20 protein-coding genes are annotated in these 25,357 nt (G+C 65.4%); 15 read left to right on the forward strand and 5 right to left on the reverse strand.

Annotated elements, in window-relative coordinates:
- Nucleotides 1-74 precede the first annotated feature (74 nt).
- The gene (locus J2X65_RS07100) at nt 75-983 is read left to right on the forward strand and encodes a sugar kinase (protein ID WP_310199720.1); all 909 of its coding nucleotides are present in this window, start codon (nt 75-77) and stop codon (nt 981-983) included.
- Nucleotides 984-1,165: 182 nt separating this feature from the next.
- Nucleotides 1,166-2,053, forward strand: a complete 888-nt coding sequence (locus J2X65_RS07105; RefSeq protein ID WP_310199722.1) for a cation diffusion facilitator family transporter — start codon at nt 1,166-1,168, stop codon at nt 2,051-2,053.
- Nucleotides 2,054-2,097: 44 nt separating this feature from the next.
- Here the strand turns inward: J2X65_RS07105 and J2X65_RS07110 are convergent, their stop codons facing one another.
- The gene (locus J2X65_RS07110) at nt 2,098-3,336 is read right to left on the reverse strand and encodes a lytic murein transglycosylase (protein ID WP_404977677.1); all 1,239 of its coding nucleotides are present in this window, start codon (nt 3,334-3,336) and stop codon (nt 2,098-2,100) included.
- Nucleotides 3,337-3,542: 206 nt separating this feature from the next.
- Here J2X65_RS07110 and J2X65_RS07115 point away from each other — a divergent pair, with 206 nt between their 5' ends.
- Nucleotides 3,543-3,986 carry an NUDIX hydrolase gene (locus J2X65_RS07115; RefSeq protein ID WP_310199724.1) on the forward strand — a complete coding sequence of 148 codons (444 nt, stop codon included), beginning with the start codon at nt 3,543-3,545 and terminating at the stop codon, nt 3,984-3,986.
- Nucleotides 3,987-4,110: 124 nt separating this feature from the next.
- Here J2X65_RS07115 and oxlT (J2X65_RS07120) read toward each other — a convergent pair whose 3' ends face one another.
- Together oxlT (J2X65_RS07120) and oxlT (J2X65_RS07125) are read right to left on the reverse strand one after the other, a co-directional pair.
- Nucleotides 4,111-5,430, reverse strand: coding sequence for an oxalate/formate MFS antiporter (gene oxlT, locus J2X65_RS07120; RefSeq protein ID WP_310199726.1), 1,320 nt, complete (start codon nt 5,428-5,430; stop codon nt 4,111-4,113).
- Between the two features lie 873 nt (nt 5,431-6,303).
- Nucleotides 6,304-7,602 (reverse strand): oxalate/formate MFS antiporter, encoded by a 1,299-nt coding sequence (gene oxlT, locus J2X65_RS07125; protein WP_310199728.1) that lies wholly within the window; start codon nt 7,600-7,602, stop codon nt 6,304-6,306.
- Nucleotides 7,603-8,048: 446 nt separating this feature from the next.
- Here oxlT (J2X65_RS07125) and J2X65_RS07130 point away from each other — a divergent pair, with 446 nt between their 5' ends.
- The 5 genes from J2X65_RS07130 to frc (J2X65_RS07150) all read left to right on the forward strand — a co-directional run bounded on the left by J2X65_RS07130 (nt 8,049) and on the right by frc (J2X65_RS07150) (nt 14,767).
- Entirely contained in the window at nt 8,049-8,750 is a 702-nt protein-coding gene (locus J2X65_RS07130; protein ID WP_310200071.1) for a GntR family transcriptional regulator, read from the forward strand.
- A gap of 359 nt (nt 8,751-9,109) precedes the next feature.
- Complete coding sequence (locus J2X65_RS07135) at nt 9,110-9,835, forward strand: GntR family transcriptional regulator (RefSeq protein ID WP_213362632.1); 726 nt, start codon at nt 9,110-9,112, stop codon at nt 9,833-9,835.
- A 261-nt stretch (nt 9,836-10,096) separates the two neighbouring features.
- On the forward strand, nt 10,097-11,839 hold the full coding sequence (gene oxc, locus J2X65_RS07140; protein ID WP_310199732.1) for an oxalyl-CoA decarboxylase: 1,743 nt from the start codon (nt 10,097-10,099) through the stop codon (nt 11,837-11,839).
- 151 nt (nt 11,840-11,990) lie between these two features.
- On the forward strand, nt 11,991-13,268 hold the full coding sequence (gene frc / locus J2X65_RS07145; RefSeq protein WP_310199734.1) for a formyl-CoA transferase: 1,278 nt from the start codon (nt 11,991-11,993) through the stop codon (nt 13,266-13,268).
- Nucleotides 13,269-13,516: 248 nt separating this feature from the next.
- The gene (gene frc / locus J2X65_RS07150; protein ID WP_310199736.1) at nt 13,517-14,767 is read left to right on the forward strand and encodes a formyl-CoA transferase; all 1,251 of its coding nucleotides are present in this window, start codon (nt 13,517-13,519) and stop codon (nt 14,765-14,767) included.
- Nucleotides 14,768-15,140: 373 nt separating this feature from the next.
- Here frc (J2X65_RS07150) and J2X65_RS07155 read toward each other — a convergent pair whose 3' ends face one another.
- Together J2X65_RS07155 and J2X65_RS07160 are read right to left on the reverse strand one after the other, a co-directional pair.
- On the reverse strand, nt 15,141-15,818 hold the full coding sequence (locus J2X65_RS07155; protein WP_310199738.1) for a hypothetical protein: 678 nt from the start codon (nt 15,816-15,818) through the stop codon (nt 15,141-15,143).
- 146 nt (nt 15,819-15,964) lie between these two features.
- Entirely contained in the window at nt 15,965-16,783 is an 819-nt protein-coding gene (locus J2X65_RS07160) for an IclR family transcriptional regulator (protein WP_310199740.1), read from the reverse strand.
- A 333-nt stretch (nt 16,784-17,116) separates the two neighbouring features.
- Between J2X65_RS07160 and gcl the strand changes: the two genes are divergently transcribed.
- The 7 genes from gcl (at nt 17,117) to sucD (ending at nt 25,147) form a co-directional block, all read left to right on the forward strand.
- The gene (gcl, locus tag J2X65_RS07165; protein ID WP_310199742.1) at nt 17,117-18,883 is read left to right on the forward strand and encodes a glyoxylate carboligase; all 1,767 of its coding nucleotides are present in this window, start codon (nt 17,117-17,119) and stop codon (nt 18,881-18,883) included.
- A gap of 221 nt (nt 18,884-19,104) precedes the next feature.
- The gene (gene hyi / locus J2X65_RS07170) at nt 19,105-19,890 is read left to right on the forward strand and encodes a hydroxypyruvate isomerase (protein WP_310199744.1); all 786 of its coding nucleotides are present in this window, start codon (nt 19,105-19,107) and stop codon (nt 19,888-19,890) included.
- Nucleotides 19,891-19,929: 39 nt separating this feature from the next.
- The gene (locus J2X65_RS07175) at nt 19,930-20,820 is read left to right on the forward strand and encodes a 2-hydroxy-3-oxopropionate reductase (protein WP_310199746.1); all 891 of its coding nucleotides are present in this window, start codon (nt 19,930-19,932) and stop codon (nt 20,818-20,820) included.
- A gap of 369 nt (nt 20,821-21,189) precedes the next feature.
- Complete coding sequence (locus J2X65_RS07180) at nt 21,190-22,167, forward strand: 2-dehydropantoate 2-reductase (protein ID WP_310199748.1); 978 nt, start codon at nt 21,190-21,192, stop codon at nt 22,165-22,167.
- An 11-nt stretch (nt 22,168-22,178) separates the two neighbouring features.
- A complete protein-coding gene (locus J2X65_RS07185) occupies nt 22,179-22,952 on the forward strand; it encodes a fumarylacetoacetate hydrolase family protein (protein WP_310199750.1) in 774 nt (257 codons plus the stop codon).
- 99 nt (nt 22,953-23,051) lie between these two features.
- On the forward strand, nt 23,052-24,251 hold the full coding sequence (gene sucC / locus J2X65_RS07190) for an ADP-forming succinate--CoA ligase subunit beta (protein WP_310199752.1): 1,200 nt from the start codon (nt 23,052-23,054) through the stop codon (nt 24,249-24,251).
- Nucleotides 24,251-25,147: a succinate--CoA ligase subunit alpha gene (gene sucD, locus J2X65_RS07195; RefSeq protein WP_310199754.1), complete on the forward strand. Its 897-nt coding sequence runs from the start codon at nt 24,251-24,253 to the stop codon at nt 25,145-25,147. Before sucC ends, sucD begins: the two co-directional genes overlap by 1 nt.
- Nucleotides 25,148-25,357: the final 210 nt, after the last annotated feature.

Raw genomic sequence — 25,357 nt, forward strand, 5'->3', positions numbered from 1 at the left:
CGGCCGCCGAATGAGGCGAACCTGCACGCGAATCTTGAGGGCGTCAGCATCGCCCGTAGCAGCAGGAGAAGCCCATGGCGAAGGTTGTTTCGATCGGCGAGGTCATGGTCGAGTTCTCCCGCGGCGCCGACGGACGCTATGGTCTCGGCATCGGCGGCGATACTTTCAACACCGCCGTCTATCTCGCCCGCGCCGGCGTCGAGGTCGCCTACGCCACCGCGCTGGGCGACGACCGCTATTCGGAGCAGATCGTCGCCGCCGCCGGGGCGGAGAACATCGGCACCGATCAGATTCTCCGTGCGCCCGGCCGCGTGCCCGGCCTGTATGTGATCGATACCGATGCCTTCGGCGAGCGCACCTTCAGCTATTGGCGCGACAATGCCCCGGCGCGCGAGCTGTTCGAATTACCGGGCTGGGAGCGTATTGCCGAGGCGATCATCGAGGCGCAGGTGATCTATCTCTCCGGCATCACCCTCTCGATCTATTCCAACACCGGCCTGGGCCGGCTGCTGGCGACCCTCGAATTCGCCCGCGAACGCGGTGCCAAAGTGGTGTTCGATGGCAATTACCGCCCGCGCAACTGGGGCGGCGACGTCGCCCGCGCCCGCACCGTCTACGCCCAGGCGCTGAAGCGCTCCACCCTTGCCCTGCCCACCTTCGAGGACGAGGCGCTGTTGTGGAACGACGGCTCGCCCGCCGCCACCGCCGAGCGGCTCGCCACCTTCGGCGTCGGCGAGGTGGTGGTGAAGAACGGCGCCGAGGGCGCGCTGGTGGTATCGAACGGCGCCTCGCAGCTGGTCGCCATTCCCGAGCCGGTAACGCCGGTCGACACCACCGCCGCCGGCGACAGCTTCAACGCCGCTTATCTCGCCGCTCGACTGGAGGGCAAGCCGCCGCTCGTGGCGGCCGAGGCCGGACATGCGCTGGCCGGCCGGGTCATCCGGCATCGCGGCGCCATCCTGCCGCGCGCCGCCCATGCCTGAGGCACCGGCTGTGACGGCGAAAGCTGAGGCGCCATCGGGTTCAAGCCCGTCACATGACAGCGGCGGAGGTTGCGAACGCTCCTGCGAACCAGTTGCAAACCCTTGACATGGCTTGATTTTCGCATCCCGACTGTCTAATCGGACGACCCCGGCGCGCGGCGCCATCGGAGCGGAATGGGCGGATGGAACGGTCCTTGCGGCTGGCGGCCGGTAGTGTGGTCGTCAGCATCGTGGTGCTGGCGCTGAAATACATCGCCTACCGGCTGACCGGCAGCATCGCGCTCTACTCCGATGCGCTGGAAAGTCTCGTCAATGTCAGCACCGCCGCCGCCGCGCTGATCGCGCTCAAGGTCAGCGCCCGGCCAGCCGATGCCGCCCATCCCTATGGCTATGCCAAGGCGGAATATTTCTCCGCCGTCATCGTGGGCGTGCTGATCGTCGTCGCCGCCCTGTCGATCTTCCGCGAAGTGTATGTCGCCTGGCAGGAGCCGCATGTGCTTGACCTGTCGCTCGACGGCCTCGGTGCCAATGCACTGGCGGGCATCATCAACGCGTTGTGGTGCTGGGTGCTGCTGCGGGAAGGCCGGCGCCTGCGCTCGCCGGCGCTGGTCGCCGACGGCAAGCACCTGCTGACCGACGTCGTCTCCTCCGCAGCGGTGCTGGCCGGCATCGCCCTCGCCATGACCACCGGCTATGAGAAGGCCGATCTCGTGCTCGCCGCGCTGGTGGCGGTGAACATTCTGTGGTCGGGCTACGGCGTGCTGAAGGAGAGCATTGGCGGGTTGATGGACCAGGCGGTGCCGGGCGAAACGCTGGCGCGCATCCGCTCCCGCATCGCCGAGGAGGCGGTCGGCGCCATCGAGGCGCACGACCTGCGGACCCGGCAGGCCGGCCGGCTCACCTTCGTCGACTTCCATCTAGTGGTGCCCGGCGAGATGCCGGTGAGCCAGGCGCACGCCATATGCGACCGCATCGAAGAGGCGTTGCGCAGCGAGGTGCATGATCTCTTCGTCAACATCCATGTGGAGCCGGAGGCCAAGGCCAAGCATGCCGGCATCCCGGTACTGTGACATGGCGATCCGACCAGCCCGACGGCCGGGCTCCTCGGCCGGGATCAGCGCCCGGCCTTGAGCGCCGCGAGCAGTTCCGGCGTCGGGTAGGAATCGGCGGGCAGGCCGAGCCGCATCTGTTCGACCTTCACCGCCTGCCGGGTCGCGGCGCCGGCAATGCCGTCGACCCGCCCGACATGGTGGCCTCGCGCATTCAGCAGCCGTTGCAGTTCCACTACCTGGGCCTGCGACAAGATCGGGATCGCCTTGCCCTGCCCGCGATTGAACGCTGGCGCACCGGCGACGCGGGTGGCGAGATAGGCCGCCGAGGTGGCGTAGGTGAGTGAATTGTTCCACTCGGTGAAGACGTTGAAATTGGGATAGGCGAGGAAGGCCGGCCCCAGCCGCCCCATCGGCAGCAGCACCGAGGCCGGCAGATTGTCCGAAGGCAGCGGCGCGCCATTTGCCCGTACCACGCCGAAACGTGCCCATTGCGCGCGCGGCAGCTTGGTCGACAGGTCGGTCTGGTCCCACGGCAGATTGGGAGGCACACGCACCTCCTCCAGCCAGGGCTGGCCGCGCTGCCAGCCGAGTGCCTTGATGTAGTTGGCCGCCGAAGCCAATGCGTCCGGTGCCGAGCGGATGAGGTCGACGCGTCCGTCGCCGTCCTCGTCGACGCCGTAGTTCAGATAGTGATCGGGCAGGAACTGGAACTGCCCGAGTTCGCCGGCCCAGGGCCCGCGCATGGTCTGCGGCGTGAGGTCGCCGCGGTCGATAATCTTCAATGCCGCCATGAGCTGGGTGCGGAACATGTCCGCCCGCCGGCAGTCCCAGGCCAGTGTCGCGATGGAACGCAGGCTGGGCTTATCGCCCATGAAGGCGCCGAAATCGGTCTCCAGCCCCCAGAACGCCACCAGCACCGCGCCCGGCACCCCGAATTGCTGCTCGATGCGGCTGAACAGCACCTGATTCTTCTGGATCAGCGCCCGCCCCTGCTCGATGCGATAATTCGCCACCATGCGGTCGGAAAACTGGAAGAAGCTTTGCCCAAAGACCTTCTGCCCGCGGTCGGTACCGACGATGTTGGGGTCATAGGTCACTCCGTTCAGCGCCGCCGCCACAGTACGCGGCGAAACGCCCTGGGCCACCGCCTGCTGCTTGAAACCGGCGAGCCACGCGTCGAAGCCGGCGCCGTTATTGCCGCAACTCGCCTGCGCCAGAGCCGCGGACGGAAGCGCGATCGGCGCCGCTGCCAGCATGGCCAGGACCGCGATTCGCAGCCGGTTCATCAGTTTCTTGCGCATGGGTGCCCTCGGGGATGGTCGGTGGGTCGGATCGGCGAATCGCCGGATTAAAGGCGAGACATCGACGACGCGACAATGAATGCTAGCAACTCCGCCGGCCGTTGGCAGCTTTTGCGAGCCCATGCGGCGCCGGACCGATTCGAGGCGATCAGGCCCATGGCGTCCGGCGAAGCCGTACCTTCACCTCAAGCGAGGCACAAGACGTCATGCCCTTTTCCAATACCGGCGTACGCCCCGTGGCCGCCGTACTCGCCGTCGTCATCCGCGACGATCGCCTCCTGCTGGTGCGCCGCGCCAATCCGCCGGACCAGGGCCGCTGGGGCTACCCGGGCGGCCGCATCGAAAGAGGCGAACCGTTTCGTGCCGCGGCGCTGCGCGAGCTGGCGGAGGAGACCGGCATCGTGGCGGATTCGCCGGAGCTGATCGACGTGCTCGACTTCATCGAGGCGGATGCGGCCGGCACCCTTGCCCATCATTTCGCGATGATCGCCGTGGCGTGCCGCTGGCTGTCCGGCGAGGGCGAGGCCGCCGACGACGCGCTGGAAACCGGCTGGTTCACCCTCGCCGACGTCGCCGGCATGGGCAGCACCGCCAGCGACAAGGTCGAGGCCATCGCACGCCGGGCGCTCGGCCTGCCGCCGGCAGGTTGATGCGGCATCGAGGGCCGGCGAATCCGAAGGCGAACAAAATGAAAAGGGCCTCCCGGAGGAGGCCCTTTCCTTGTTGAGGTGCAGGCGTGGAGACCGCTTGGCGGCCCCCACCTCCGACAGGGGATCAGGCGTGCGCCGAGGCCGTACCCGCGGTTGCCGCCGAACCGGGAATGGTCGACTTGGCGACATGGCTCGCCAGCGTCTTCGGCAGCAGCGTCACCGCGAGGAAGGCAGCGAACAGGTCCATGGCAGCCACGGTGTAGAGCACGCTCGACCAGGTGCCGGTGGCTTCCATCAGCAGGTTGCCGACCGGGACGAACAGCGCACCGATGCCCTTGGCGCAGTAGAGCACGCCGTAGATCTTGCCGATGTGCTTGGTGCCGAAGGCGTCGCCGGCCAGCGCCGAGAACAGCGAGTAGACTTCGCCCCAGGCCAGGAACACCACGCCGGACAGGATCAGGAACGCCCACGGATTGTGGCCGAAATAGCCGAGCGCGATGATGCCGAAGCCTTCGAGGGTGAAGGCGATCACCATGGTCTTCTCACGGCCGATATGGTCGGAGATCCAGCCGAACAGCGGACGCGAGATGCCGTTCATGATGCGGTCGAGCATCAGGGCGAGCGGCAGGGCGGCCATGGTGAAGAAGTACAGGTTGACCTGGAATTCCTTCACGCCGAGATCCTGCGCGATGACGCCGAGCTGGGCGACCGCCATCATGCCGCCGGTGACGACGCAGGTGAACATCAGCAGCATCAGCCAGAACAGCTTGGTGTTCAGCGCTTCCTTCAGGGTGTAGTCGCGACGGCTCTGGTTGAGCTTGTCGGACGCCTTGACCTGGCCGGCCTTGGGCGACTGGAGGAACCAGGCGGCGACAAAGGCGAGACCGCCCTGCAGCAGGCCGAAGAAGAAGAAGGTTTCCTGGAAGCCCGCGCTCTCGATCATCGAGGCGATCGGCAGGATGGTGGCGGCCGAACCGGCACCGAAGCCGCCCGCGGTGAGGCCGACGGCGAGGCCGCGGCGATCCGGGAACCACTTCAGGGCGTTGTTGATGCAGGTGGCGTAGATGCAGCCGACGCCGATGCCGCCCACGGCCGCGCCGACATAGAAGCCCGTAAGGCTGGCGGCCTGCGAATTGAGCACCCAGGCGGTGCCGATCATGATCGCGCCGAAGGCGACCATCACGCGCGGGCCGAACTTGTCGATGAAGTAGCCTTCGATCGGCGCCAGCCAGGTCTGCACCAGCACGAAGATGGTGAAGGCGATCTGGATCGAGGCGCGCTCCCAGCCGAAGGTCTTCTGGATTTCAGGAACGAACAGCGTCCAGGCGTACTGGATGTTGGCGGTCGCCACCATGCAGACGATGCCGACGATCAGCTGGAGCCAGCGCCTGCCTTCGGAAAAATCCTTACCCGGCCCGAGGGCCGCAGTGGTTGGGGTAGCCATGAAATTCTCCTTGAACGATTTTTTCCGCCTCGGGGTCCGGCAGGCGCCGGCCTTGCTGTTTTTGGACGCCCGGCCGCGCAGCGGCAGGGACGACAGATGCAGTCAAACCGCCCGCCGGGCGGAGCCGCCCGGCGTCGCTTGATGTTAGAAAGTGGCGAGATGTCGGGACAGGCGCCGGCTCACCCCAGCGTCGACGGACGACGCGAGGTACCGAGCGGACGATGGGGCGCCATTGCTGTGGACATGCCCATTGACGTTCTCCTCTCCCGAATGAACTCGCCGTTGACCGGCTTTTGCGGTCGCTCCGCTTGGCAGCGGGCGCCTGCTTTTCTGCTTGGCCGCGGGTGGCGCTTCCGTCTCCCACGGCGACCGCCTCATGTGCGGATTGGTCTTTCGGGTGCTGGCCTCCTCGCCCTGGCGCCACGACCGCGGGAGCCTCCCGCAGCGTCTTACGCAAGGTATCGGACCCGACCCATTAAGGACGCATCCTAATCCACAATATTATGTATGCCAATCTCATTTTCACACTTATGTCGCACGTCTAGAACTCGCATCCAACGAACTATATTTTGACATATAAACAATATGTCAAAAAATTTATCCGCAAAGCTCTCGATTAAACTTTAATGAACTTCAGTACACTTGGAATAAATATAAGACACTTTAGGTCATTTTACCTAAATTACATGAAAGCATAACTGAAACGCCATGTCACAGGATACAACGACATAACGACTTACGCCTCAAATCAACAGGCGTCTCTCCTATAGTAAACTTAGAATCATTCGTGAAAGCCGCTTCCGGCAGCACAAACAAAAAGGGCGCACCTTGCGGTGCGCCCTCAAAAGGAACCGAAAAATCGGTGGCAGCCGATCACTCGGCGGCGACGGCATTCAGCTTGGCGCGCTCGGCGCGCTCGGCATGGGCGCGGCGCAGGGGCTTCAGGATCAGCAGCGCCATGATGGCGGCGATGATGTTGAGCGCGGCCGCCGAGACGAACACCGCGTGCCAGCTGCCCGTCAGGGTGGTCAGGATACTGGTGAACGGGACGATCAGCGCCGCGGTGCCCTTGGCGGTGTAGAGCAGGCCGGCGTTTGTGGTGGCGAACTTGGTGCCGAAGGCGTCGCCGCACATCGCCGGGAACAGCGAGTAGATCTCACCCCAGGCGAAGAAGACGAGGCCGGTCAGGATCACGAACAGCACCGGGTTGGAGCCGAACACCGAGAGGGCATAGATGCCGACGCCCTCGATGGCGAAGGCGAGGAACATGGTGTTCTCGCGGCCGATGTGATCCGACACCCAGCCAAAGAACGGACGGGTAAGACCGTTCAGCACGCGGTCGATGGCGGCGGCGAAGGTGAGCGCCGGCAGGGTGATGCCGATCAGGCTGACCGGTATGTCGGCGATGCCGAAATCCTTGGCGATCGGGCCGAGCTGGGCGGTCGCCATCAGGCCGCCGGCAGCCATCATGACGAACATCGCATACATCACCCAGAACAGCGGGGTGGACAGCATCTCCTTGGGCGAGAAGTCGCGGGCGGTCTGGGCAACCTTCTTGGCGACGTTCACGGCGAAGGCGGCGATCTGCTCCTTCTTCGGTGCCATCAGGAACAGGGCGAGCACGGTGATGACCACGCCCTGGCCGATGCCGAAATACAGGAACGCCGCCTCATAGCCCTGATTCTTGATCATGTTCTGGATCGGGATCACGGTCAGCGCCGAGCCGGCGCCGAAGCCGGCGGCGGTGATGCCGGCGGCGAGGCCGCGGCGATCCGGGAACCACTTCAGCGAGTTGCCGACGCAGGTGCCGTAGACCGCGCCCGCGCCGATGCCGCCCACGGCCGCGCCGAGATAGAGCATCGTCAGCGTGTCGGCATAGGCGTTCAGCACCCAGGCGAGGCCGCACATGATGCCGCCGAACAGCACCACGATGCGCGGGCCGTACTTGTCGACGAACCAGCCCTCGACCGGCACCAGCCAGGTCTCGGTGACGATGAAGATGGAGAAGGCCACCTGAATGGCGGCGCGATCCCAGCCGTGACGCTCCTGGATCGGGTTCACGAAGAACGTCCAGCCGTACTGCATGTTGGCGATCATGCACATGCAGATCACGCCGAACACCAGCTGCAGCCAGCGCGTCTTATTCACAGATGACGTAACGGGAGTTGTCATGGCTTCCTCGAACGTTTCCAAACGTAATCACTCGGCTGAACGCCGTATTGCTTTTGATTTCTTCCGTATCGTCAGGGTGACAGGCACAGCCTGACCTGACGGATCGGAAGCATGTATACTACGGTTTTTTTAATATGCAAAATTTTGCATACCAGCAATGCAGAAAAATTTCTTCTGATAGTGACGCAGCGTAACTTTCCCTAGCGTAATTACTTAAGGTCAACTTGAAATGAAAATACATCCCCGTGCTGGGCCGCTGGCGAACACCGCAGGCACCCGCCGGCCTACCGGCGGCTAAGGTGAGGATTGCATCCGTGGTCTGTGGTATACGATGATCCAGCGTGACCGGTGTTTCTGGAGGATTCGCGCGCATGCGGGCGGCCTCGACGCCGCTGGCGATCCGTTCCGCCAGGGACGGCTGCAAAAACCTAGACGAGGGAACCGCCGTGGAAGCCGCCGATACTCAAGCTCGCCTCAACATCGCGCCCCTCGCCGCCAATACGAGCCTGCGTGCCCTCGCCTATGACGCCATCAAGAAGGCGATCACCGAGATGGACCTGTACGGGCAGGACAACGAGATCCGGCTCGACGAGCGGCAGCTGTCGCAGGATCTCGGGGTCAGTCGCACGCCGATCCGCGAGGCGCTCACCGTGTTGGAGCAGGAAGGCTTCGTCCGTTCGGTGCCGCGGCGCGGCATCTTCGTGGTGCGCAAGTCGAAGCGCGAAATCATCGACATGATCATCGTCTGGGCAGCGCTTGAGAGCATGGCCGCCCGCCTCGCGGCCACCCGCGCCGGTGACCGCGACCTCACCGAACTGCGCGACATGTTCCACGATTTCGAGGCCGAAGCGCCGGCCGACCACATGAATGAATATTCCGACGCCAACATCCGATTCCACCAGACCATCATCCGGCTCTCCGGCTGCGAGATGATCGGCGAGATGACGGCAAATTTGTTCATTCACATCCGGGGCATCCGCGCGGTGTCGATGCGGCAGGAGAATCGCGCCGAGCGTTCGCTGCAGGAGCACCAGGCGATCATCGCCGCGCTGGTCGCCCGCGATGCCGACCTGGCCGAGCGGCTGGTGCGTGAACACACGCTCGGCTTGGCCGCCCATGTGGAAAAGCACGGCAAGTTCCTGACCTGACCGGCCCGGCCGGCATTCCGGCGACCGCCGTTCTTCCAAGCTTCGAGCCGGCCACGCCCCGGCCCGCGAGGGCGCGGTCGCTGTCGCGCGTCGTCCGATGGGCGAACATTTTGCCCTCACATCGAGCAAAGTGTTCAGGCGCTCTCGCCATACGCTCGCCGTCGTGGTATATTGCATACGCAATGATGGAGCGCAGGATGCCAAGGCCTCATAGAAGGCTGATCCATCAACGATAATCGATGTGGGACGAGAAGCGCCGCGGTCTCCGCGGGTACGGGATCGCCGATTGACATGCTGGTATTTGGTATGCCAAATTTCGAGGAAATCCCCGGCGGGCTCGCCCCGATGAGGATTTTCGCGTGAGTACGAAAGCGGCTTTGAACAAGAGGTGGCAGAGCGGCGACAATGGCTTGGCCATCGAGCGTCTGCCGGCGAAGGAGAGCTTCAAGAGCAGGGCTTATGCCGCTCTGAAGGAAGCCATCACCAACATGAACATCTACGGCTCGGACGAGCCGCTGCTGCTCGACGAGCGTGACATTTCTGAGCGCCTGGGCGCGAGCCGCACGCCGATTCGTGAGGCGGTGGCGATGCTTGAGCAGGAAGGCCTGCTCAAGGCCGTGCCGAGGCGGGGTATTTTGGTGGTTCGCCGCACCAAGGCCGAGATGATCGAGATGATCGAGGCCTGGGCGGCACTGGAAAGCATGGCGGCTCGCCTCGCGACTTCCCGCGCAAGCGACGAGGCGATCGCCGAATTGAGGGCCTTTTTCAAGGAGTTCGATTTCAACCGGATCGAGCGCGAGCGGTGTGACGAATATTCGACCGCGAATATCGCGTTCCACCAGGCGCTGATCCGGCTGAGCGGCTCCTCACTTCTCGCAGCGATGACGGACAACCTGTTCTTCCATGTTCGGGCCATCCGCCACCGCACGATCTTCGAGATGGACCGGGCGCAGCGTTCCGCCTCCGACCATCTCGAGATCATCCAGGCAATCGAGGCGCGGGACGCAGACCGCGCCGAGCGTTTGGTCCGTGACCACACGCTCCGGCTGGCGAGGCATGTCGAGAGCCACGTGAACCTTGACTAGAGCGGCGGGCCCGCAACGGCGCGGTTTGCCGACGGGGCCTGACGACGCGGGACGTGAAGGCATGGGTAGGGATGGAACAGGTGCGGGATGTGTGTCGGCTTCCAGGCCGGCCGCCGATCGCCAGCTGAGGGACCGCCGCCGGAACGGCACGGTTCGCCGGCAACCTTCCCCCGCCCCCTGCCCGACTCCGGGTCCGATGGGTCCGACGCTCTGGTGATGATCTTCAAAAACGGTGCAGACAAGATTCCGGGAGGAAGCAGGATGTCCGCAGTAGCACAGGTTATTGACACGAACTCGGCCGCCGAGGCCGAGGTGGAGCTGACGGACGGCTTCCACCTCGTTATCGACGCGCTCAAACTGAACGGCCTCGAGACCATCTACGGCGTTCCGGGCATTCCGATCACCGATCTTGGCCGCATGGCGCAGGCCGAAGGCATCCGGGTGATTTCGTTCCGCCACGAGCAGAACGCCGGCAACGCCGCCGCCATCGCCGGCTTCCTCACCAAGAAGCCCGGCATCTGCCTCACCGTCTCGGCGCCCGGCTTCCTGAACGGCTTGACCGCTCTCGCCAACGCGACGACCAACTGCTTCCCGATGATCCTCATCTCCGGCTCGTCCGAGCGCGAGATCGTCGACCTGCAGCAGGGCGACTATGAGGAGATGGACCAGCTCGCCATCGCCAAGCCGCTCTGCAAGGCGGCCTTCCGCGTGCTGCACGCCGAAGACATCGGCATCGGCGTCGCCCGCGCCATCCGCGCCGCGGTGTCCGGCCGTCCCGGCGGCGTCTATCTCGATCTGCCGGCCAAGCTGTTCTCGCAGGTGATCGACGCCGAGAAGGGCGCCAAGTCGCTGGTGAAGGTCATCGACGCCGCTCCCGAGCAGTTGCCCTCCCCCTCCGCCGTCGAGCGCGCGCTCGAGGTGCTCAAATCGGCGAAGAAGCCGCTGATCATCCTCGGCAAGGGCGCCGCCTATGCCCAGGCCGACGAGACCATCCGCGAATTCGTCGAGACGTCCGGTATCCCCTTCCTGCCGATGTCGATGGCCAAGGGCCTGCTGCCCGACACTCATCCTTTGTCGGCCGGCGCCGCCCGTTCGACGGTGCTGAAGGACTCGGACGTCGTCCTGCTCATCGGCGCCCGCCTCAACTGGCTGCTGTCGCACGGCAAGGGCAAGACCTGGGGCGACGCGCCCAAGAAGTTCATCCAGGTCGACATCGAGCCGAAGGAGATGGACTCCAACGTCGAGATCGTCGCCCCGCTGGTCGGCGATATCGGCTCGGTGGTGTCCGCCCTGCTCGACGGCGTGAAGACCGGCTGGACCGCTCCTTCCGACGCGTGGATCGGCGAGATCAAGGCGCGCAAGGAAGTGAACATCGCCAAGATGTCGCAGCGCCTGCTCAAGAACTCCACCCCGATGGACTTCCACTCGGCGCTCGGTGCGCTGAAGCAGGTGATCAAGGAGCGTCCCGACGCGATCCTGGTCAATGAGGGCGCCAACACCCTCGATCTCGCCCGTGGCGTGATCGACATGTACCAGCCGCGCAAGCGCCTGGACGTCGGCACCTGGGGCGTGATGGGCATCGGCATGGGCTTCGCCATCGCCGCGGCGGTGGAATCCGGCAAGCCGGTGCTGGCGGTCGAGGGGGACTCGGCTTTCGGCTTCTCCGGCATGGAGGTGGAGACCATCTGCCGCTACAACCTGCCGGTCTGCATCGTGGTGTTCAACAATAACGGCATCTATCGCGGTCTCGATACCGACCCGACCGGCCGTGATCCCGGCACCACCGTCTTCGTCAAGGACTCCCGCTACGACAAGATGATGGAGGCCTTCGGCGGCGTCGGCTACAACGCCACCACGCCGGACGAGCTGAAGCGCTTCGTCGACGAGGCGATGAACTCCGGTCGCCCGACCCTCATCAATGCGGTCATCGACCCGGCGGCCGGCAGCGAGAGCGGCAATATCGGCAGCCTCAACCCGCAGAGCGTCGTCAAGAAGAAGAGCTGAGGACCACACCGTTCCGGTCGCCGGGGCGCGGTGTCCGCCCGGAACGGTGAATGACGCGGATGGCGGGCGATCCCGGAGATCGCCCGCCTCCACCCCCCAAACAAATACAGCACCGGCGAAAAGTCGGGCGTCACATCTGAGAGGGAACCTCATGGGCAAGGCACTGGACGGCGTCCGCATCCTCGATTTCACCCATGTTCAATCCGGACCGACCTGCACGCAGCTGCTGGCGTGGTTCGGCGCCGATGTCATCAAGGTAGAGCGTCCCGGCGAGGGCGACGTCACGCGGGCGCAGCTCCGCGACGTCCCGAACGCGGACAGCCTCTATTTCACCATGCTGAACTCGAACAAGCGGTCGATCACGCTCGACACCAAGAACCCCGAAGGCAAGAAGATCCTCGAGGAACTGGTGAAGATCTGCGACGTCATGGTCGAGAATTTCGCCCCCGGCGCGCTCGATCGCATGGGCTTCACCTGGGAGCGCATCCAGGAGCTCAATCCGCGCATCATCCTTGCCTCGGTGAAGGGTTTCGGCCCCGGCCCGTTCGAGGACTGCAAGGTCTATGAGAACGTCGCCCAGTGCACCGGCGGCTCCGCCTCCACCACCGGCTTCCGCGACGGCCTGCCGCTGGTCACCGCGGCGCAGATCGGCGACAGCGGCACCGGGCTGCATCTCGCGCTGGGCATTGTCACCGCGCTCTACCAGCGCACCCTGACCGGCCGCGGCCAGAAGGTGCTGTGCGCCATGCAGGATTCGGTACTGAACCTGTGCCGCGTCAAGCTGCGCGACCAGCAGCGCCTCGAGCGTGGCCCGCTGCGCGAATACAGCCAGTTCGGCGAGGGCATTCCCTTCGGCGACGCCGTGCCGCGCGCCGGCAACGATTCCGGCGGCGGCCAGCCGGGGCGCATCCTGCGCTGCAAAGGCTGGGAGACCGATCCCAACGCCTATATCTATTTCATCACCCAGGCGCCGGTGTGGGCCAAGATCTGCGACGTCATCCACGAGCCCGAGTGGAAGACCGATCCCAATTATGCGACCCCGGCCGCCCGCCTGCCGCATCTCAACGAAATCTTCACCCGCGTCGAAGCGTGGACCATGGCCCACACCAAATTCGAGGCGATGGAGATCCTCAACAAATACGACATTCCCTGCGGCCCGGTGCTGTCGATGAAGGAGATCGCCGAGGACCGGTCGCTCTACGAGACCGGCACGCTGGTGGAGGTGGATCACCCCACGCGCGGCAGCTACCTGACCGTCGGCAACCCGATCAAGCTGTCGGACAATGACGTGCCGGTGGAGCGCTCGCCGCTGCTCGGCGAGCACACGGAAGAAATCCTGGCACAGGTGCTCGGCTTCGGCATCGACCGTATCGATGCCGTCAAGGCGTCGGGCGCGGTGGGCGAGCCGGTGCGGCAGGCCGCCGAATAGGCGGAGACGGACGAGCGCGGAGCTCCCCGGCTCCGCGCCACGAGACCTGAGGTGGCAGAAGAAGTCGTGAACGGTCGGATGTCCGTAATTCCGATGTCGAACACCACCTGGGACGTACTCCGCCGGCTCGTCGGCGGAGACGGGGAGACGGAAGCTCCTGATACCTGCGCGGGTAGGAGCTCAGTTCTACGGCACGCTCGGGAGAGCCGTCGTGCCGAACGAAACCGAATGAAGGGAAGTCGACAACGATGTCTAAGCCGCTTGAAGGTATAAAGATCATCGATTTCACCCACGTCCAGGCGGGTCCCGCCTGCACCCAGCTTCTCGCCTGGTTCGGCGCCGACGTGATCAAGGTCGAGCGTCCCGGCGCGGGCGACGTCACGCGCAGCCAGCTTCGCCATGTGAAGGACGCCGACGCGCTGTACTTCACCATGCTGAACTCCAACAAGCGTTCCCTGACCCTCGACACCAAGACCCCGCAGGGCAAGGAAGTGCTGACGAAGCTCATCAAAGAGTCGGACGTGATGGTCGAGAATTTCGGCCCCGGCGCGCTCGATCGCATGGGCTTCACCTGGGAGCACATCCAGTCGCTCAACCCGGGCATGATCCTCGCCTCGGTGAAGGGCTTCTCGGAAGGCCACGCCTATGAGGACCTGAAGGTCTACGAGAACGTCGCGCAGTGCGCCGGCGGCGCCGCCTCCACCACCGGCTTCTGGGACGGCCCCCCGACCGTGTCGGCCGCCGCGCTCGGCGATTCGAACACCGGCATGCACCTCGCCATCGGCATCCTCACGGCGCTGCATGCGAAGATCAAGACCGGCAAGGGCCAGAAGGTCGCCGTGTCGATGCAGGATTCGGTGCTGAACCTCTGCCGCGTCAAGCTGCGCGACCAGCAGCGCCTCGACGCCCTCGGCTATCTCGAGGAATATCCCCAGTACCCGCACGGCGAGTTCTCGGACGTGGTTCCGCGCGGCGGCAATGCCGGCGGCGGCGGCCAGCCGGGCTGGGTGCTGAAGTGCAAGGGCTGGGAGACCGACCCGAACGCCTATATCTACTTCACCGTGCAGGGCCACGCCTGGGCGCCGATCTGCAAGGCGCTGAACAAGCCGGAGTGGATCGACGATCCGGCCTACAACACCGCCGAAGCCCGCCAGGACAAGATCTTCGACATCTTCGCCTTCATCGAGAACTGGCTCTCGGACAAGACCAAGTTCGAGGCCATCGACATCCTGCGCAAGTTCGACATCCCCTGCGCGCCGGTGCTGTCGATGAAGGAGATCGCCAACGACCCGTCGCTGCGCAAGAGCGGCACCGTGGTCGAGGTCGATCATCCCAAGCTCGGCAAGTACCTGACCGTCGGCTCGCCGATCAAGTTCTCGGACGTCGAGGTCAACATCACCGCCTCGCCGCTGCTCGGCCAGCACACCAACGAAGTGCTCGCCGACCTCGGCTATTCGCAGGAAGAGATCGCCCAGCTGCACGACGCCAAGGCGGTCTGATCGGCAAAGGCGTCTGATCGGAACCCCGGCCGGCGGCGCTTGCCGCCCCGGCCGTCTGAAGATCGGCGGCGCGCGCCACGGGGCGCCGCGCCGCCCACGAGCCTCCCGGAGCGGAGCGCTCTGGCGACTGTTCCGCCGGACACCTCGTCCGGTCCGGGCAGCCACCTGACGTTCGGTTCCTCCTAGGCGACTGAGCCGGCGCATCCGGAGAGCGGGTGCGCCGGCCATTTTTTGAATTTCAGGCTGCCGGCCACCGATCGGGCCGCGGGTCCCGTGTCTGGTCCGGCTCCAGATCAAGGCAGCGACTGCCGCGCATCGGCAGGCCCCTTGGCGCCGCCACATCCGGCATTGCAAGCTCCCTCGATTCAACCGCTCACAATGGCGGCAGCACCGCCGGTGCGGCAATCATCGCCCGGGTTGGCGTGGCATGGGGGAAACGCATTTTCACCCCGCCATCCGGCATCGGCCCCACCGCCCCACATTCGATGGCGGAATCCGCCGCCGGTTCGAGCGCATAGAGGAAGCAGGCCGGCAGCAGCGAAGGCCACGCCAGCCGGCTGGCCGCAGCGAAGCCGCTGGGCATGAACGGCCGCTCCTGCTCCGGCGCGGCAAAACTCGCGGCGGCGATCATCGAGCCGCCGGCCCGGCAGCGCCGGCTGACCGGAAATGGCTCCCAGCGATAGACGATGGTGCCGGGCTGGCTGCGGGTGGCGAAAGGCAATTGCCCGCCATTCGCCGGCGCGGTGGCGAGGCCGTTCGCCGCGCCGGCTTCGGCGGGCGGCGCCACGCGAAGACCGACCCCGCGACCCGGCAAGCCCAGTTCCTCCCCGCCGACCGCTCTCAGCTCCGGCGTCGGCCAGAGATAGTCGAGCCATTCCTCGAACAGTTCCTCGCGACGCGGGCAGTCCGGCCGCAGCCAGGAAGATGTGAGATAGGTCACGCGCTCGACCGGCTCGATGGGGGTGCCGATCTCCTCGACAGCGACGGCAACTTCGCCACCGATCACCAGATAGGCCCGCTCATCGGTGCCGACCGCCAGATGCAGTCCCATCCGCCATTCCGGCGCCGCATCGAACACCGCCGGCCGACGAACTCTTAAAAGTTGCATATCTATCGCACGCCCCGCCCAGTGGTTGTAGCGCACGATAACCCGACCGCCTGCCGAGACAAGCGGAATATTGGAAGAACCGCGAAATTCTACAACCCAGAATAGCGGTGGGTCAGTCGCTGCGCGGCGTCACGGACGCGGGCGCCGAGATCGGCGATGCGCTCGGGCGGCATGCGCACCGTCGGTGCGGAAATCGAGATCGCCCCTACCGGCTCGCGCCACTCGTCGAGCACCGCGGCGGCGACGCAACGCATGCCGGGCGTGTGTTCCTCGTCGTCGATCGAATAGCCGCGCTCGGCAAGGTCGGCGAGATCGGCCTGCAAGGCGCGCCGGCTCACATGGGTGTGCTCGGTGAAACGCTGCAACTGATCGCCGCCGAGCCAAGCCCGCCGGGCCTCCGGGTTCATCGCCGCGAGAATCGCCTTGCCGCCGCCCGAGGCGTGGATCGGCAGCGCCCCGCCGATGCGGAAGAAGGCGCGCACCGCCGCATGGCTCTCCACCTGCGCGACGCAGATCAGGTGCGGCCCGTCGATCATCGAGAGATTGACGGTCTCGCCGACGGCGCCGGACAATTCCCGCAGCAGCATGCGCGAAATCTCCGGCAGCTTGCGGATGCGCAGATAGGCCGAACCGATGCGGAACAGGCCCAGCCCGACCATCCACTGCCCGGTTGCCGGGTCGTTACCCACCAGGCCGCGGCGATCGAGCGTGGCGAGCAGCCGATGCACGGTGGAGGTCGGTAGTTCGGCGCGGCGCGCGAGCTCGCTCAGCGTCATGCCGTCGGACAGTGCCAGCACTTCCAGCAGCGAGATCGCGCGATCGAGCGACTGCACCTCGCCGCCGCTCTCGGCGGCACCGGAAGAGGAGGGGCGCCCGCGGCGTCGAATGCTGGTTACGGCCTCGCTCATTTTCATCCTCCGCAGGCGACGGCGCGGCGGCAGCCGCCTTCCTCAAGGGTCGCCCCATCATAAAGGCGCAACTCCGATTTTTTCGCAAATCAGAAATATATCCCGTATTGCGGAAATGGGAGACCCGTGGCATGTTTTCCGCGATTTCGGAAATTCATTCCGCGGTGCGGGAATAATGCTGCTCCGCAGCATTGCCCGCCGCGGATTGGAAGGGAACCGACACCAAGGAACCGACACCTCGGCGCGGCGCTGCCGGCCCTGCATCGGCGGGGCGAGGCCCAAGCCGAAGGGGTCGCCTGTCATGTCGCCAGAAGGTGGCGAGGAGGAATTGCCATGGCCAAGATGCGTGCCGTCGATGCTGCTATCCGGGTTCTCGAAAAGGAAGGCGTCAGCGTCGCCTTCGGCGTGCCGGGCGCCGCGATCAATCCGCTCTATTCCGCCATGCGCGCCCATGGGAAGACGCGTCACATCTTGGCGCGCCACGTCGAGGCCGCCTCGCACATGGCCGAAGGCTACACCCGCGCCAAGGCCGGCAACATCGGCGTGTGCATCGGCACCTCCGGCCCGGCCGGCACCGACATGATCACCGGCCTGTATTCGGCGGCCGCGGATTCGATCCCGATCCTGTGCATCACCGGCCAGGCGCCGCGCGCGCGCCTCTACAAGGAAGACTTCCAGGCGGTCGACATCGAGTCCATCGCCAAGCCGGTCGCCAAGTGGGCCGTCATGGTCCGCGAGCCGGCGCTGGTGCCGATGGTGTTCCAGCAGGCCTTCCACGTCATGCGCTCCGGCCGTCCCGGCCCGGTGCTGATCGACCTGCCGATCGACGTCCAGCTCGCCGAGATCGAGTTCGACGAGGACACCTACGCGCCGCTGGAGGTTTACAAGCCGAAGCTCACCCGCAAGCAGGCCGAGAAGGCCATCGAGATGCTGAACGCGGCGGAAAAGCCGCTCATCGTCTCCGGCGGCGGCATCATCAACGCCGACGCCTCCGACCTGCTGGTCGAGTTCGCCGAGCTCACCGGCGTGCCGGTCATCCCCACCCTTATGGGCTGGGGCACCATCCCGGACGACCACGACCTGATGGCCGGCATGTGCGGCCTGCAGACCTCGCACCGCTACGGCAATGCCAACCTGCTGGCCTCGGACTTCGTGTTCGGCATCGGCAATCGCTGGGCGAACCGTCACACCGGCTCGGTCGACGTCTACACCAAGGGTCGCAAGTTCATCCATGTCGACATCGAGCCGACTCAGATCGGCCGCGTCTTCGGCCCGGATCTCGGCATCGTCTCCGACGCCAAGGCGGCGCTGGAGCTCTTCATCGAGGTCGCCAAGGAGTACAAGGCCGCCGGCAGGCTGAAGGACCGCGCGGCCTGGGCCAGGGAATGCCTCGACCGCAAGAAGACCCTGCTGCGCAAAACGCATTTCGACAATGTGCCGCTGAAGCCCCAGCGCGTCTATGAGGAGATGAACGAGGCGTTCGGGCGTGACACCCGCTATGTCTCGACCATCGGCCTCAGCCAGATCGCCGGCGCGCAGATGCTGCATGTCTACAAGCCGCGCAACTGGATCAATTGCGGCCAGGCCGGCCCGCTCGGCTGGACCCTGCCGGCGGCGCTCGGCGTGCGCGCGGCCGATCCGGACGCCGAGATCGTGGCGCTGTCCGGCGATTACGACTTCCAGTTCCTCATCGAGGAACTGGCGGTCGGCGCCCAGCACAAGCTGCCCTACATCCATGTCGTGGTGAACAACTCCTATCTCGGACTGATCCGTCAGGCGCAGCGCGGCTTCAACATGGACTTCGAGGTGTCGCTGGCCTTCGACAACATCAATGCCGAGGAGAATGCCGGCTACGGCGTCGACCATGTCGCGGTGGCGGAAGGCCTTGGCTGCAAGGCGGTGCGCGTCTCCTCGCCCAACGAGTTCAAGGATGCCTTCACCCGCGCCAAGGCGCTGATGGCCGAGCATCAGGTGCCGGTGGTGATGGAGTTCATCCTGGAGCGCGTCACCAATATCGCCATGGGTCTGGAGATCGACGCGGTGAACGAGTTCGAGGAAGTGCTCGATCTGCCGCTGGAGACCGCCAAGGAGAACGCGTGAACGTTCGGCGCGGGACGCATGCCGCCCCATAGCACCACGGTGGAGGCCGCGCGCCTCCACCGTGGCGCGCCCTCGACAGGACGGCAAAGTGCCTCGCGCCTGGGCAACCCGTCGGGGTAGCCCGCGTCAAACAATTGAAACGAAAACGTTTTCTTATCGATCCGGCGCTCCCGGCCGATCCGGGAGAGCTCAAAAATCCTGTCCCTGCCTAGGAGCGGTCCATGCCCCGTTTTGCCGCCAATCTCACCATGCTCTTCAACGAGGTGCCGTTTCTCGATCGCTTCGAGAAGGCCGCGAGCGCCGGTTTCACCGGCGTCGAGTACCTCTTCCCCTATGATTTCCCGGTGGAAGAGCTGGTCGCCAAGCTGAAGGCCAACAATCTCAGCCAGGTGCTGCACAATCTGCCGGCCGGCAATTGGGGCGGCGGCGAGCGCGGCATCGCGATCTTCCCGGAGCGGGTGGACGAATTCCGCGCCGGCGTCGACAAGGCGATCACCTATGCCACCGCGCTCGGCTGCCCGCAGGTGAATATCCTCGCCGGCATCGCCCCCGCCGGGGCCGATCGCGAGCTACTGCACAACACCTTCGTGAACAATCTCAAATATGCCGCGCCGCGCATCAAGGAAGCCGGGCTGAAGCTGTTGATCGAGCCGATCAACACCCGCGACATCCCCGGCTTCTTCCTGAACTACACCAGGCAGGCCAAGGCGATCATCGAAGAGGTCGGCTCCGACAACCTCTTCATCCAGTACGACATCTATCACATGCAGATCATGGAGGGCGATCTCGCCCGCAGCATCGAGGCGAACCTCGCCCAGATCGCCCATATCCAGCTTGCCGACAATCCCGGCCGCAACGAGCCCGGCACCGGCGAGATCAATTACGGCTTCCTGTTCAAGCATCTCGATGCCATCGGCTATACCGGCTGGGTCGGCTGCGAATACAAGCCGAAGGGCGACACGGCAGCCGGCCTCGGCTGGATCTCGGCGCTCACCGGCGCTGCCTGATCACCATTCATTCGAAGTCTAGGACGCGAGGAAAATAACATGGCGAACGTAGGATTTGTCGGTCTTGGGATCATGGGCCACCCGATGGCCGGGCACCTGATCGACGCCGGTCACACGCTGTATCTGTACGACATCAAGCCGGTTCCGGCGGAGCTGACCGGCAAGGGCGGCGTCGCCTGCGCCAACGCCACCGAGGTGGCGAAGAATTCCGACATCATCATCACCATGGTGCCCGATACCCCGCATGTCGGCGCGGCGCTGTTCGGCGAGGGCGGCATCGCCGCCGGCCTGACCCCGGGCAAGATCGTCGTCGACATGTCCTCCATCGCGCCGGTGGAGACCAAGGAATACGCCAGGAAGATCAACGAGCTCGGCTGCGACTATCTCGACGCCCCCGTATCGGGCGGCGAGGTCGGCGCCAAGGCGGCGTCGCTGACCATCATGGTCGGCGGCCCGGAGAAGGCCTTCGAGACGGTGAAGCCGCTGTTCGAGAAGATGGGCAAGAACATCACCCTGGTCGGCGGCAATGGCGACGGCCAGACCACCAAGGTGGCCAACCAGATCATCGTGGCGCTGAACATCCTCGCGGTGTCGGAAGCGCTGTTGTTCGCCTCCAAGGCGGGCGCGGATCCGGCCAAGGTGCGGCAGGCGCTGATGGGCGGCTTCGCCAATTCGCGCATCCTGGAAGTGCATGGCGAGCGGATCGTCAAGCGGACGTTCAATCCGGGCTTCCGCATCGAGCTGCACCAGAAGGACCTGAACCTGGCGCTGAACGGCGCGCGGCAGCTGCAGATGGCGCTGCCGGCCACCGCGGTGGCGCAGCAGCTGTTCAGCGCGGTGGCGGCGCAGGGCGGGGCGGCGCTCGATCACTCGGCGCTGGTCAAGGCGCTCGAGCTGCTCGCCGGCCACACCGTCGCACCCGATGCGTGATTGATCGTTCGCATCACCCGGTCCGGTTTTCCGATCGGAATCCGTACCATCAGATGAGTAAGCATTGCTGCCCCGGTAGTGGAACCCACTGCCGGGGCAGTCTTTTGATAGCATGCCGAGACAATTGTTCTGCGATTTACAACGCTTTACACGGTGGACAATACACCACCGCCTCGCTTAACTTGAATCACTGTCGGGAAGTTTGCCCTCGCCTCCAATAAGCCGACGTAACGGCAGGCGCGACGTTTGCGCACGGGCGATCGAATGAGACTTGACGAAAGTCGTAGTGTGCCCAATCATGGCATACAAAATACCAGATAATGACGTCCGCGATGTACGGGGGTCGACGCGGACAATGGAGGGAGCCCTATGAAGGTCTGCATTTATGGTGCCGGCGCCATCGGCGGTTATGTCGGCGTGCAGCTGAAGCGCGCTGGCGTCGACGTCAGCCTGGTCGCGCGCGGTCCGCATCTCGAAGCCATGAAGGCCAATGGCCTGAAGCTGATCATCGATGGCGAGGAGCGTGTCGAGCACATCGCCTGCTCCGACAATCCCGCCGATCTCGGCCCGCAGGACTATGTCATCGTCGCGCTGAAGGGCCATTCGGTCCCGGGCGTGGTCGATGCCATGCAGCCGCTGCTCGGCAACGACACTGCGGTGGTCACCGCCGTCAACGGCGTGCCCTACTGGTACTACTACAAGCACGGCGACCAGCTCGAAGGCACCACGCTGGAAAGCGTCGATCCCGGCGGCAAGCAGTGGAAGGGCCTGCGCCCGGAGCGCGCCATCGGCTGCATCGTCTATCCGGCGACCGAGGTCGTAGCGCCCGGCGTCATTCAGCACGTCTATGGCGACAAGTTCCCGCTCGGCGAGCCGTCCGGCGAGATCACCGAGCGCGTCACCAAGCTCTCGGAGGCGTTCGCCGCCGGCGGCCTGCGCGCGCCGGTGATGCCGAACATCCGCGACGAGCTGTGGCTGAAGCTGTGGGGCAATCTCTGCTTCAACCCGATCAGCGCGCTCACCCATGCGACGCTCGACACCATCGCCTCCGATCCGGGCACCCGCGCGGTCGCCAAGGCGATGATGCTGGAGGCGCAGGAGATCGCGGTGCAGTCCGGGGTGAACTTCCGCGTCGGCGTCGAGCGCCGCATTGACGGCGCCGGTGCCGTCGGCGCCCACAAGACCTCGATGCTGCAGGATCTCGAGCGTTCGCGCGCCATGGAGATCGATCCGCTCGTCACCGTGGTGCAGGAAATGGGGCGCCTCGCCGGCATCCCGACCCCGACCATCGACATCGTGCTGGCTCTGGTGCGTCAGCGCGCCCAGATCGCCGGCTGCTACAACTGAGTCCCGCGTAAATGGCACATTGGGTTCGTTTCGAGCACTCGGGCGTCGCCGGCTTCGGCACGCTCGAGGGCGACAGCATCGCCGTCCACACCGGCGACATGTTCAATGGCGCGCAGCCGACCGGGGAGAGCCTCGCGCTGTCCTCGGTGAAGCTGCTCACCCCGACGGTTCCGACCAAGATCCTCGCGCTGTGGAACAATTTCCACGCGTTGGCGGCCAAGATCAACTCGCCGGTCCCGGCCGATCCGCTCTATCTGCTCAAGGCCGGCTCCTGCCTCACCAACCCCGGCGCGGAAGTGCGGCGGCCGGTGAGCTATGACGGCAAGGTGGTCTATGAAGGCGAACTCGGCATCGTCATCGGCAAGACGGCGACCAACGTTTCCGAGGACGACGCCGAGGCGCACATCTTCGGCTATACCTGCGTCAACGACATCACCGCCGCCGACATCATCAACAAGGACGCCACCTTCGCCCAGTGGGTGCGCGCCAAGAGCTTCGACGGCTTCGGCCCGTTCGGCCCCGCGGTGGTCACCGGCCTCGATCCGGCGACGCTGGTGGTGCGTACGGTACTGAATGGAGACGAGCGGCAGAACTACCCGATCAGCGACATGGTGTTCTCGGCGCGCCAGCTGGTGAGCCGCATCTCGCACGACATGACGCTGAACCCCGGCGACATCATCTGCTGCGGCACCTCGGTCGGCGTCGGCGTGATGAAGAATCCCACCAACACGGTGGACATCGTGATTGAGGGCATCGGAACCCTCAGCAACACTTTCGTGCAGTAGCATCCTTGCGCCGCAGCGCGTAATAGGGAAAACGGATACGCCAATCGACGGGGGCGCTCGCCGCGCCTCCGGCCGTCCGGTTGTGGAGGAGCGGGATTTATGAACATCCATGAATATCAGGCGAAGGGAGTGCTCCGCGAATTCGGGGTCCCGGTGCCGAGCGGCGTCGCCATCCTGAGCGCCGAAGAGGCCGATGCCGCCGCGGCGAAGATCGCCGGCCCGGTATGGGTCGTGAAGAGCCAGATCCACGCCGGCGGCCGCGGCAAGGGCAAGTTCAAGGAAGCCGAGGCGGGCGAGAAGGGCGGCGTGCGCGTCGTCAAGTCCGCCACTGAGGCCGCCGCCAATGCGAAGCAGATCCTCGGCAAGACGCTGGTGACCATCCAGACCGGCCCGGCCGGCAAGCAGGTCAACCGCGTCTATATCGAGGAGGGCTCCGATATCGACAAGGAGTTCTACCTCTCTGCCCTCGTCGATCGCGCCACCTCGCGCGTCGCCTTCGTGGTCTCCACCGAAGGCGGCATGGATATCGAGGAAGTCGCCCACTCGACTCCCGAGAAGATCCACACCTTCTCCGTCGATCCGGCGACCGGCGTCATGCCGCATCACGGCCGTACCGTCGCCCAGGCGCTCGGCCTGACCGGCGACCTCGCCAAGCAGGCCGGGGCGCTGGTTGACAAACTTTACAAGGCCTTCGTCGCCAAGGACATGGCGATGCTGGAGATCAACCCGCTGGTGATCACCAAGGGCGGCGAGCTGAAGTGCCTCGACGCCAAGATCTCCTTCGATTCCAACTCGCTCTACCGCCACGCCGACATCATGGCGCTGCGCGACGAGAGCGAGGAGGACGCCAAGGAGATCGAGGCGTCGAAATACGACCTCGCCTATATCGCCCTCGACGGCACCATCGGCTGCATGGTCAACGGCGCCGGCCTCGCCATGGCGACGCTGGACATCATCCAGCTCTACGGCGAATCCCCCGCCAACTTCCTCGATGTCGGCGGCGGCGCCACCGAGGAGAAGGTGACGGCGGCGTTCAAGATCATCACCTCCGATCCGCAGGTGAAGGGTATCCTCGTCAACATCTTCGGCGGCATCATGAAGTGCGACGTCATCGCGCGCGGCGTGCTGGCGGCGGTGAAGGCGGTCGGGCTCGAAGTGCCGCTGGTGGTGCGCCTGGAAGGCACCAATGTCGAGGAAGGCAAGGCGATCATCCGCGAGAGCGGGCTGAACGTCATCCCGGCGGACGATCTCGACGACGCCGCCCAGAAGATCGTCAAGGCCGTGAAGGAGGCTGCGTGATGTCGGTTCTGCTGACCAAGGATACCAAGATCATCACCCAGGGCTTCACCGGCAAGAACGGCACCTTCCACTCCGAGCAGGCGATCGCCTATGGCTCGAAGGTGGTCGGCGGCACCTCGCCGGGCAAGGGCGGCTCCACCCATCTCGGCCTGCCGGTGTTCGACACCGTGGCCGAGGCGAAGGAGAAGACCGGCGCCGACGCCTCGGTCATCTATGTGCCGCCGCCGGGCGCCGCCGACGCCATCTGCGAGGCGATTTCGGCGGAGATCCCGCTCATCGTCTGCATCACCGAGGGCATTCCGGTGCTCGACATGGTGAAGGTGCGCCGCGCGCTCGACGGCTCCAAGTCGCGCCTCGTCGGGCCGAACTGCCCGGGCATCGTCACCGCCGGCGAATCGAAGATCGGCATCATGCCGGCCAACATCTTCAAGAAGGGCAATGTCGGCATCGTCTCGCGCTCGGGCACGCTGACCTATGAGGCGGTGTTCCAGACCTCGCAGGAAGGCCTCGGCCAGACCACCGCGGTCGGCATCGGCGGCGACCCGGTGAAGGGCACCGAGTTCATCGACGTGCTCGAACTGTTCCTCGCCGACGACGCCACCGAGTCGATCGTGATGATCGGCGAGATCGGCGGCTCGGCGGAGGAGGAAGCCGCGCAGTTCCTCAAGGACGAGGCCAAGCGCGGCCGCAAGAAGCCGATGGTCGGCTTCATCGCCGGCCGCACCGCCCCTCCCGGCCGCCGCATGGGCCATGCCGGCGCCATCATCTCCGGCGGCAAGGGCGGCGCCGAGGACAAGATCGCGGCGATGGAAGAGGCCGGCATCGTGGTCTCCCCCTCCCCGGCCCGCCTCGGCAAGACCCTGGTCGAGGTGCTGAACAAGCGCGCCGCCGCCTGAGCGCGGCGAACTCCGGTCGGCGTAATCCTGGCCGGTCCGCCCGAAATGGAAAGCCCCGCTGCGATGCGGGGCTTTCTTTATGTCAGCCGCCTTTGGCGCTCCAAAGGGCAGGCAGATGACGGCCGGTCGTCGCTCCGGGAACCATGCCGGCCCCCGTGCCATTCTTCCCCACAGCCGTCCGCGCCCGTCGGGTAGGGACGCGCCGCGATG

Source organism: Ancylobacter sp. 3268, from assembly GCF_031456575.1.
Classification (GTDB): domain Bacteria; phylum Pseudomonadota; class Alphaproteobacteria; order Rhizobiales; family Xanthobacteraceae; genus Ancylobacter.

Bases quoted from the DNA above. Each gene is read 5' to 3' on its own strand.
- J2X65_RS07100 (WP_310199720.1), top strand. From the start codon at position 75: ATGGCGAAGGTTGTTTCGATCGGCGAGGTCATGGTCGAGTTCTCCCGC.
- J2X65_RS07105 (WP_310199722.1), top strand. From the start codon at position 1,166: ATGGAACGGTCCTTGCGGCTGGCGGCCGGTAGTGTGGTCGTCAGCATC.
- J2X65_RS07110 (WP_404977677.1), bottom strand. From the start codon at position 3,336: ATGCGCAAGAAACTGATGAACCGGCTGCGAATCGCGGTCCTGGCCATG.
- J2X65_RS07115 (WP_310199724.1), top strand. From the start codon at position 3,543: ATGCCCTTTTCCAATACCGGCGTACGCCCCGTGGCCGCCGTACTCGCC.
- oxlT (WP_310199726.1), bottom strand. From the start codon at position 5,430: ATGGCTACCCCAACCACTGCGGCCCTCGGGCCGGGTAAGGATTTTTCC.
- oxlT (WP_310199728.1), bottom strand. From the start codon at position 7,602: ATGACAACTCCCGTTACGTCATCTGTGAATAAGACGCGCTGGCTGCAG.
- oxc (WP_310199732.1), top strand. From the start codon at position 10,097: ATGTCCGCAGTAGCACAGGTTATTGACACGAACTCGGCCGCCGAGGCC.
- frc (WP_310199734.1), top strand. From the start codon at position 11,991: ATGGGCAAGGCACTGGACGGCGTCCGCATCCTCGATTTCACCCATGTT.
- frc (WP_310199736.1), top strand. From the start codon at position 13,517: ATGTCTAAGCCGCTTGAAGGTATAAAGATCATCGATTTCACCCACGTC.
- J2X65_RS07155 (WP_310199738.1), bottom strand. From the start codon at position 15,818: ATGGGACTGCATCTGGCGGTCGGCACCGATGAGCGGGCCTATCTGGTG.
- J2X65_RS07160 (WP_310199740.1), bottom strand. From the start codon at position 16,783: ATGAGCGAGGCCGTAACCAGCATTCGACGCCGCGGGCGCCCCTCCTCT.
- gcl (WP_310199742.1), top strand. From the start codon at position 17,117: ATGGCCAAGATGCGTGCCGTCGATGCTGCTATCCGGGTTCTCGAAAAG.
- hyi (WP_310199744.1), top strand. From the start codon at position 19,105: ATGCCCCGTTTTGCCGCCAATCTCACCATGCTCTTCAACGAGGTGCCG.
- J2X65_RS07175 (WP_310199746.1), top strand. From the start codon at position 19,930: ATGGCGAACGTAGGATTTGTCGGTCTTGGGATCATGGGCCACCCGATG.
- J2X65_RS07180 (WP_310199748.1), top strand. From the start codon at position 21,190: ATGAAGGTCTGCATTTATGGTGCCGGCGCCATCGGCGGTTATGTCGGC.
- J2X65_RS07185 (WP_310199750.1), top strand. From the start codon at position 22,179: ATGGCACATTGGGTTCGTTTCGAGCACTCGGGCGTCGCCGGCTTCGGC.
- sucC (WP_310199752.1), top strand. From the start codon at position 23,052: ATGAACATCCATGAATATCAGGCGAAGGGAGTGCTCCGCGAATTCGGG.
- sucD (WP_310199754.1), top strand. From the start codon at position 24,251: ATGTCGGTTCTGCTGACCAAGGATACCAAGATCATCACCCAGGGCTTC.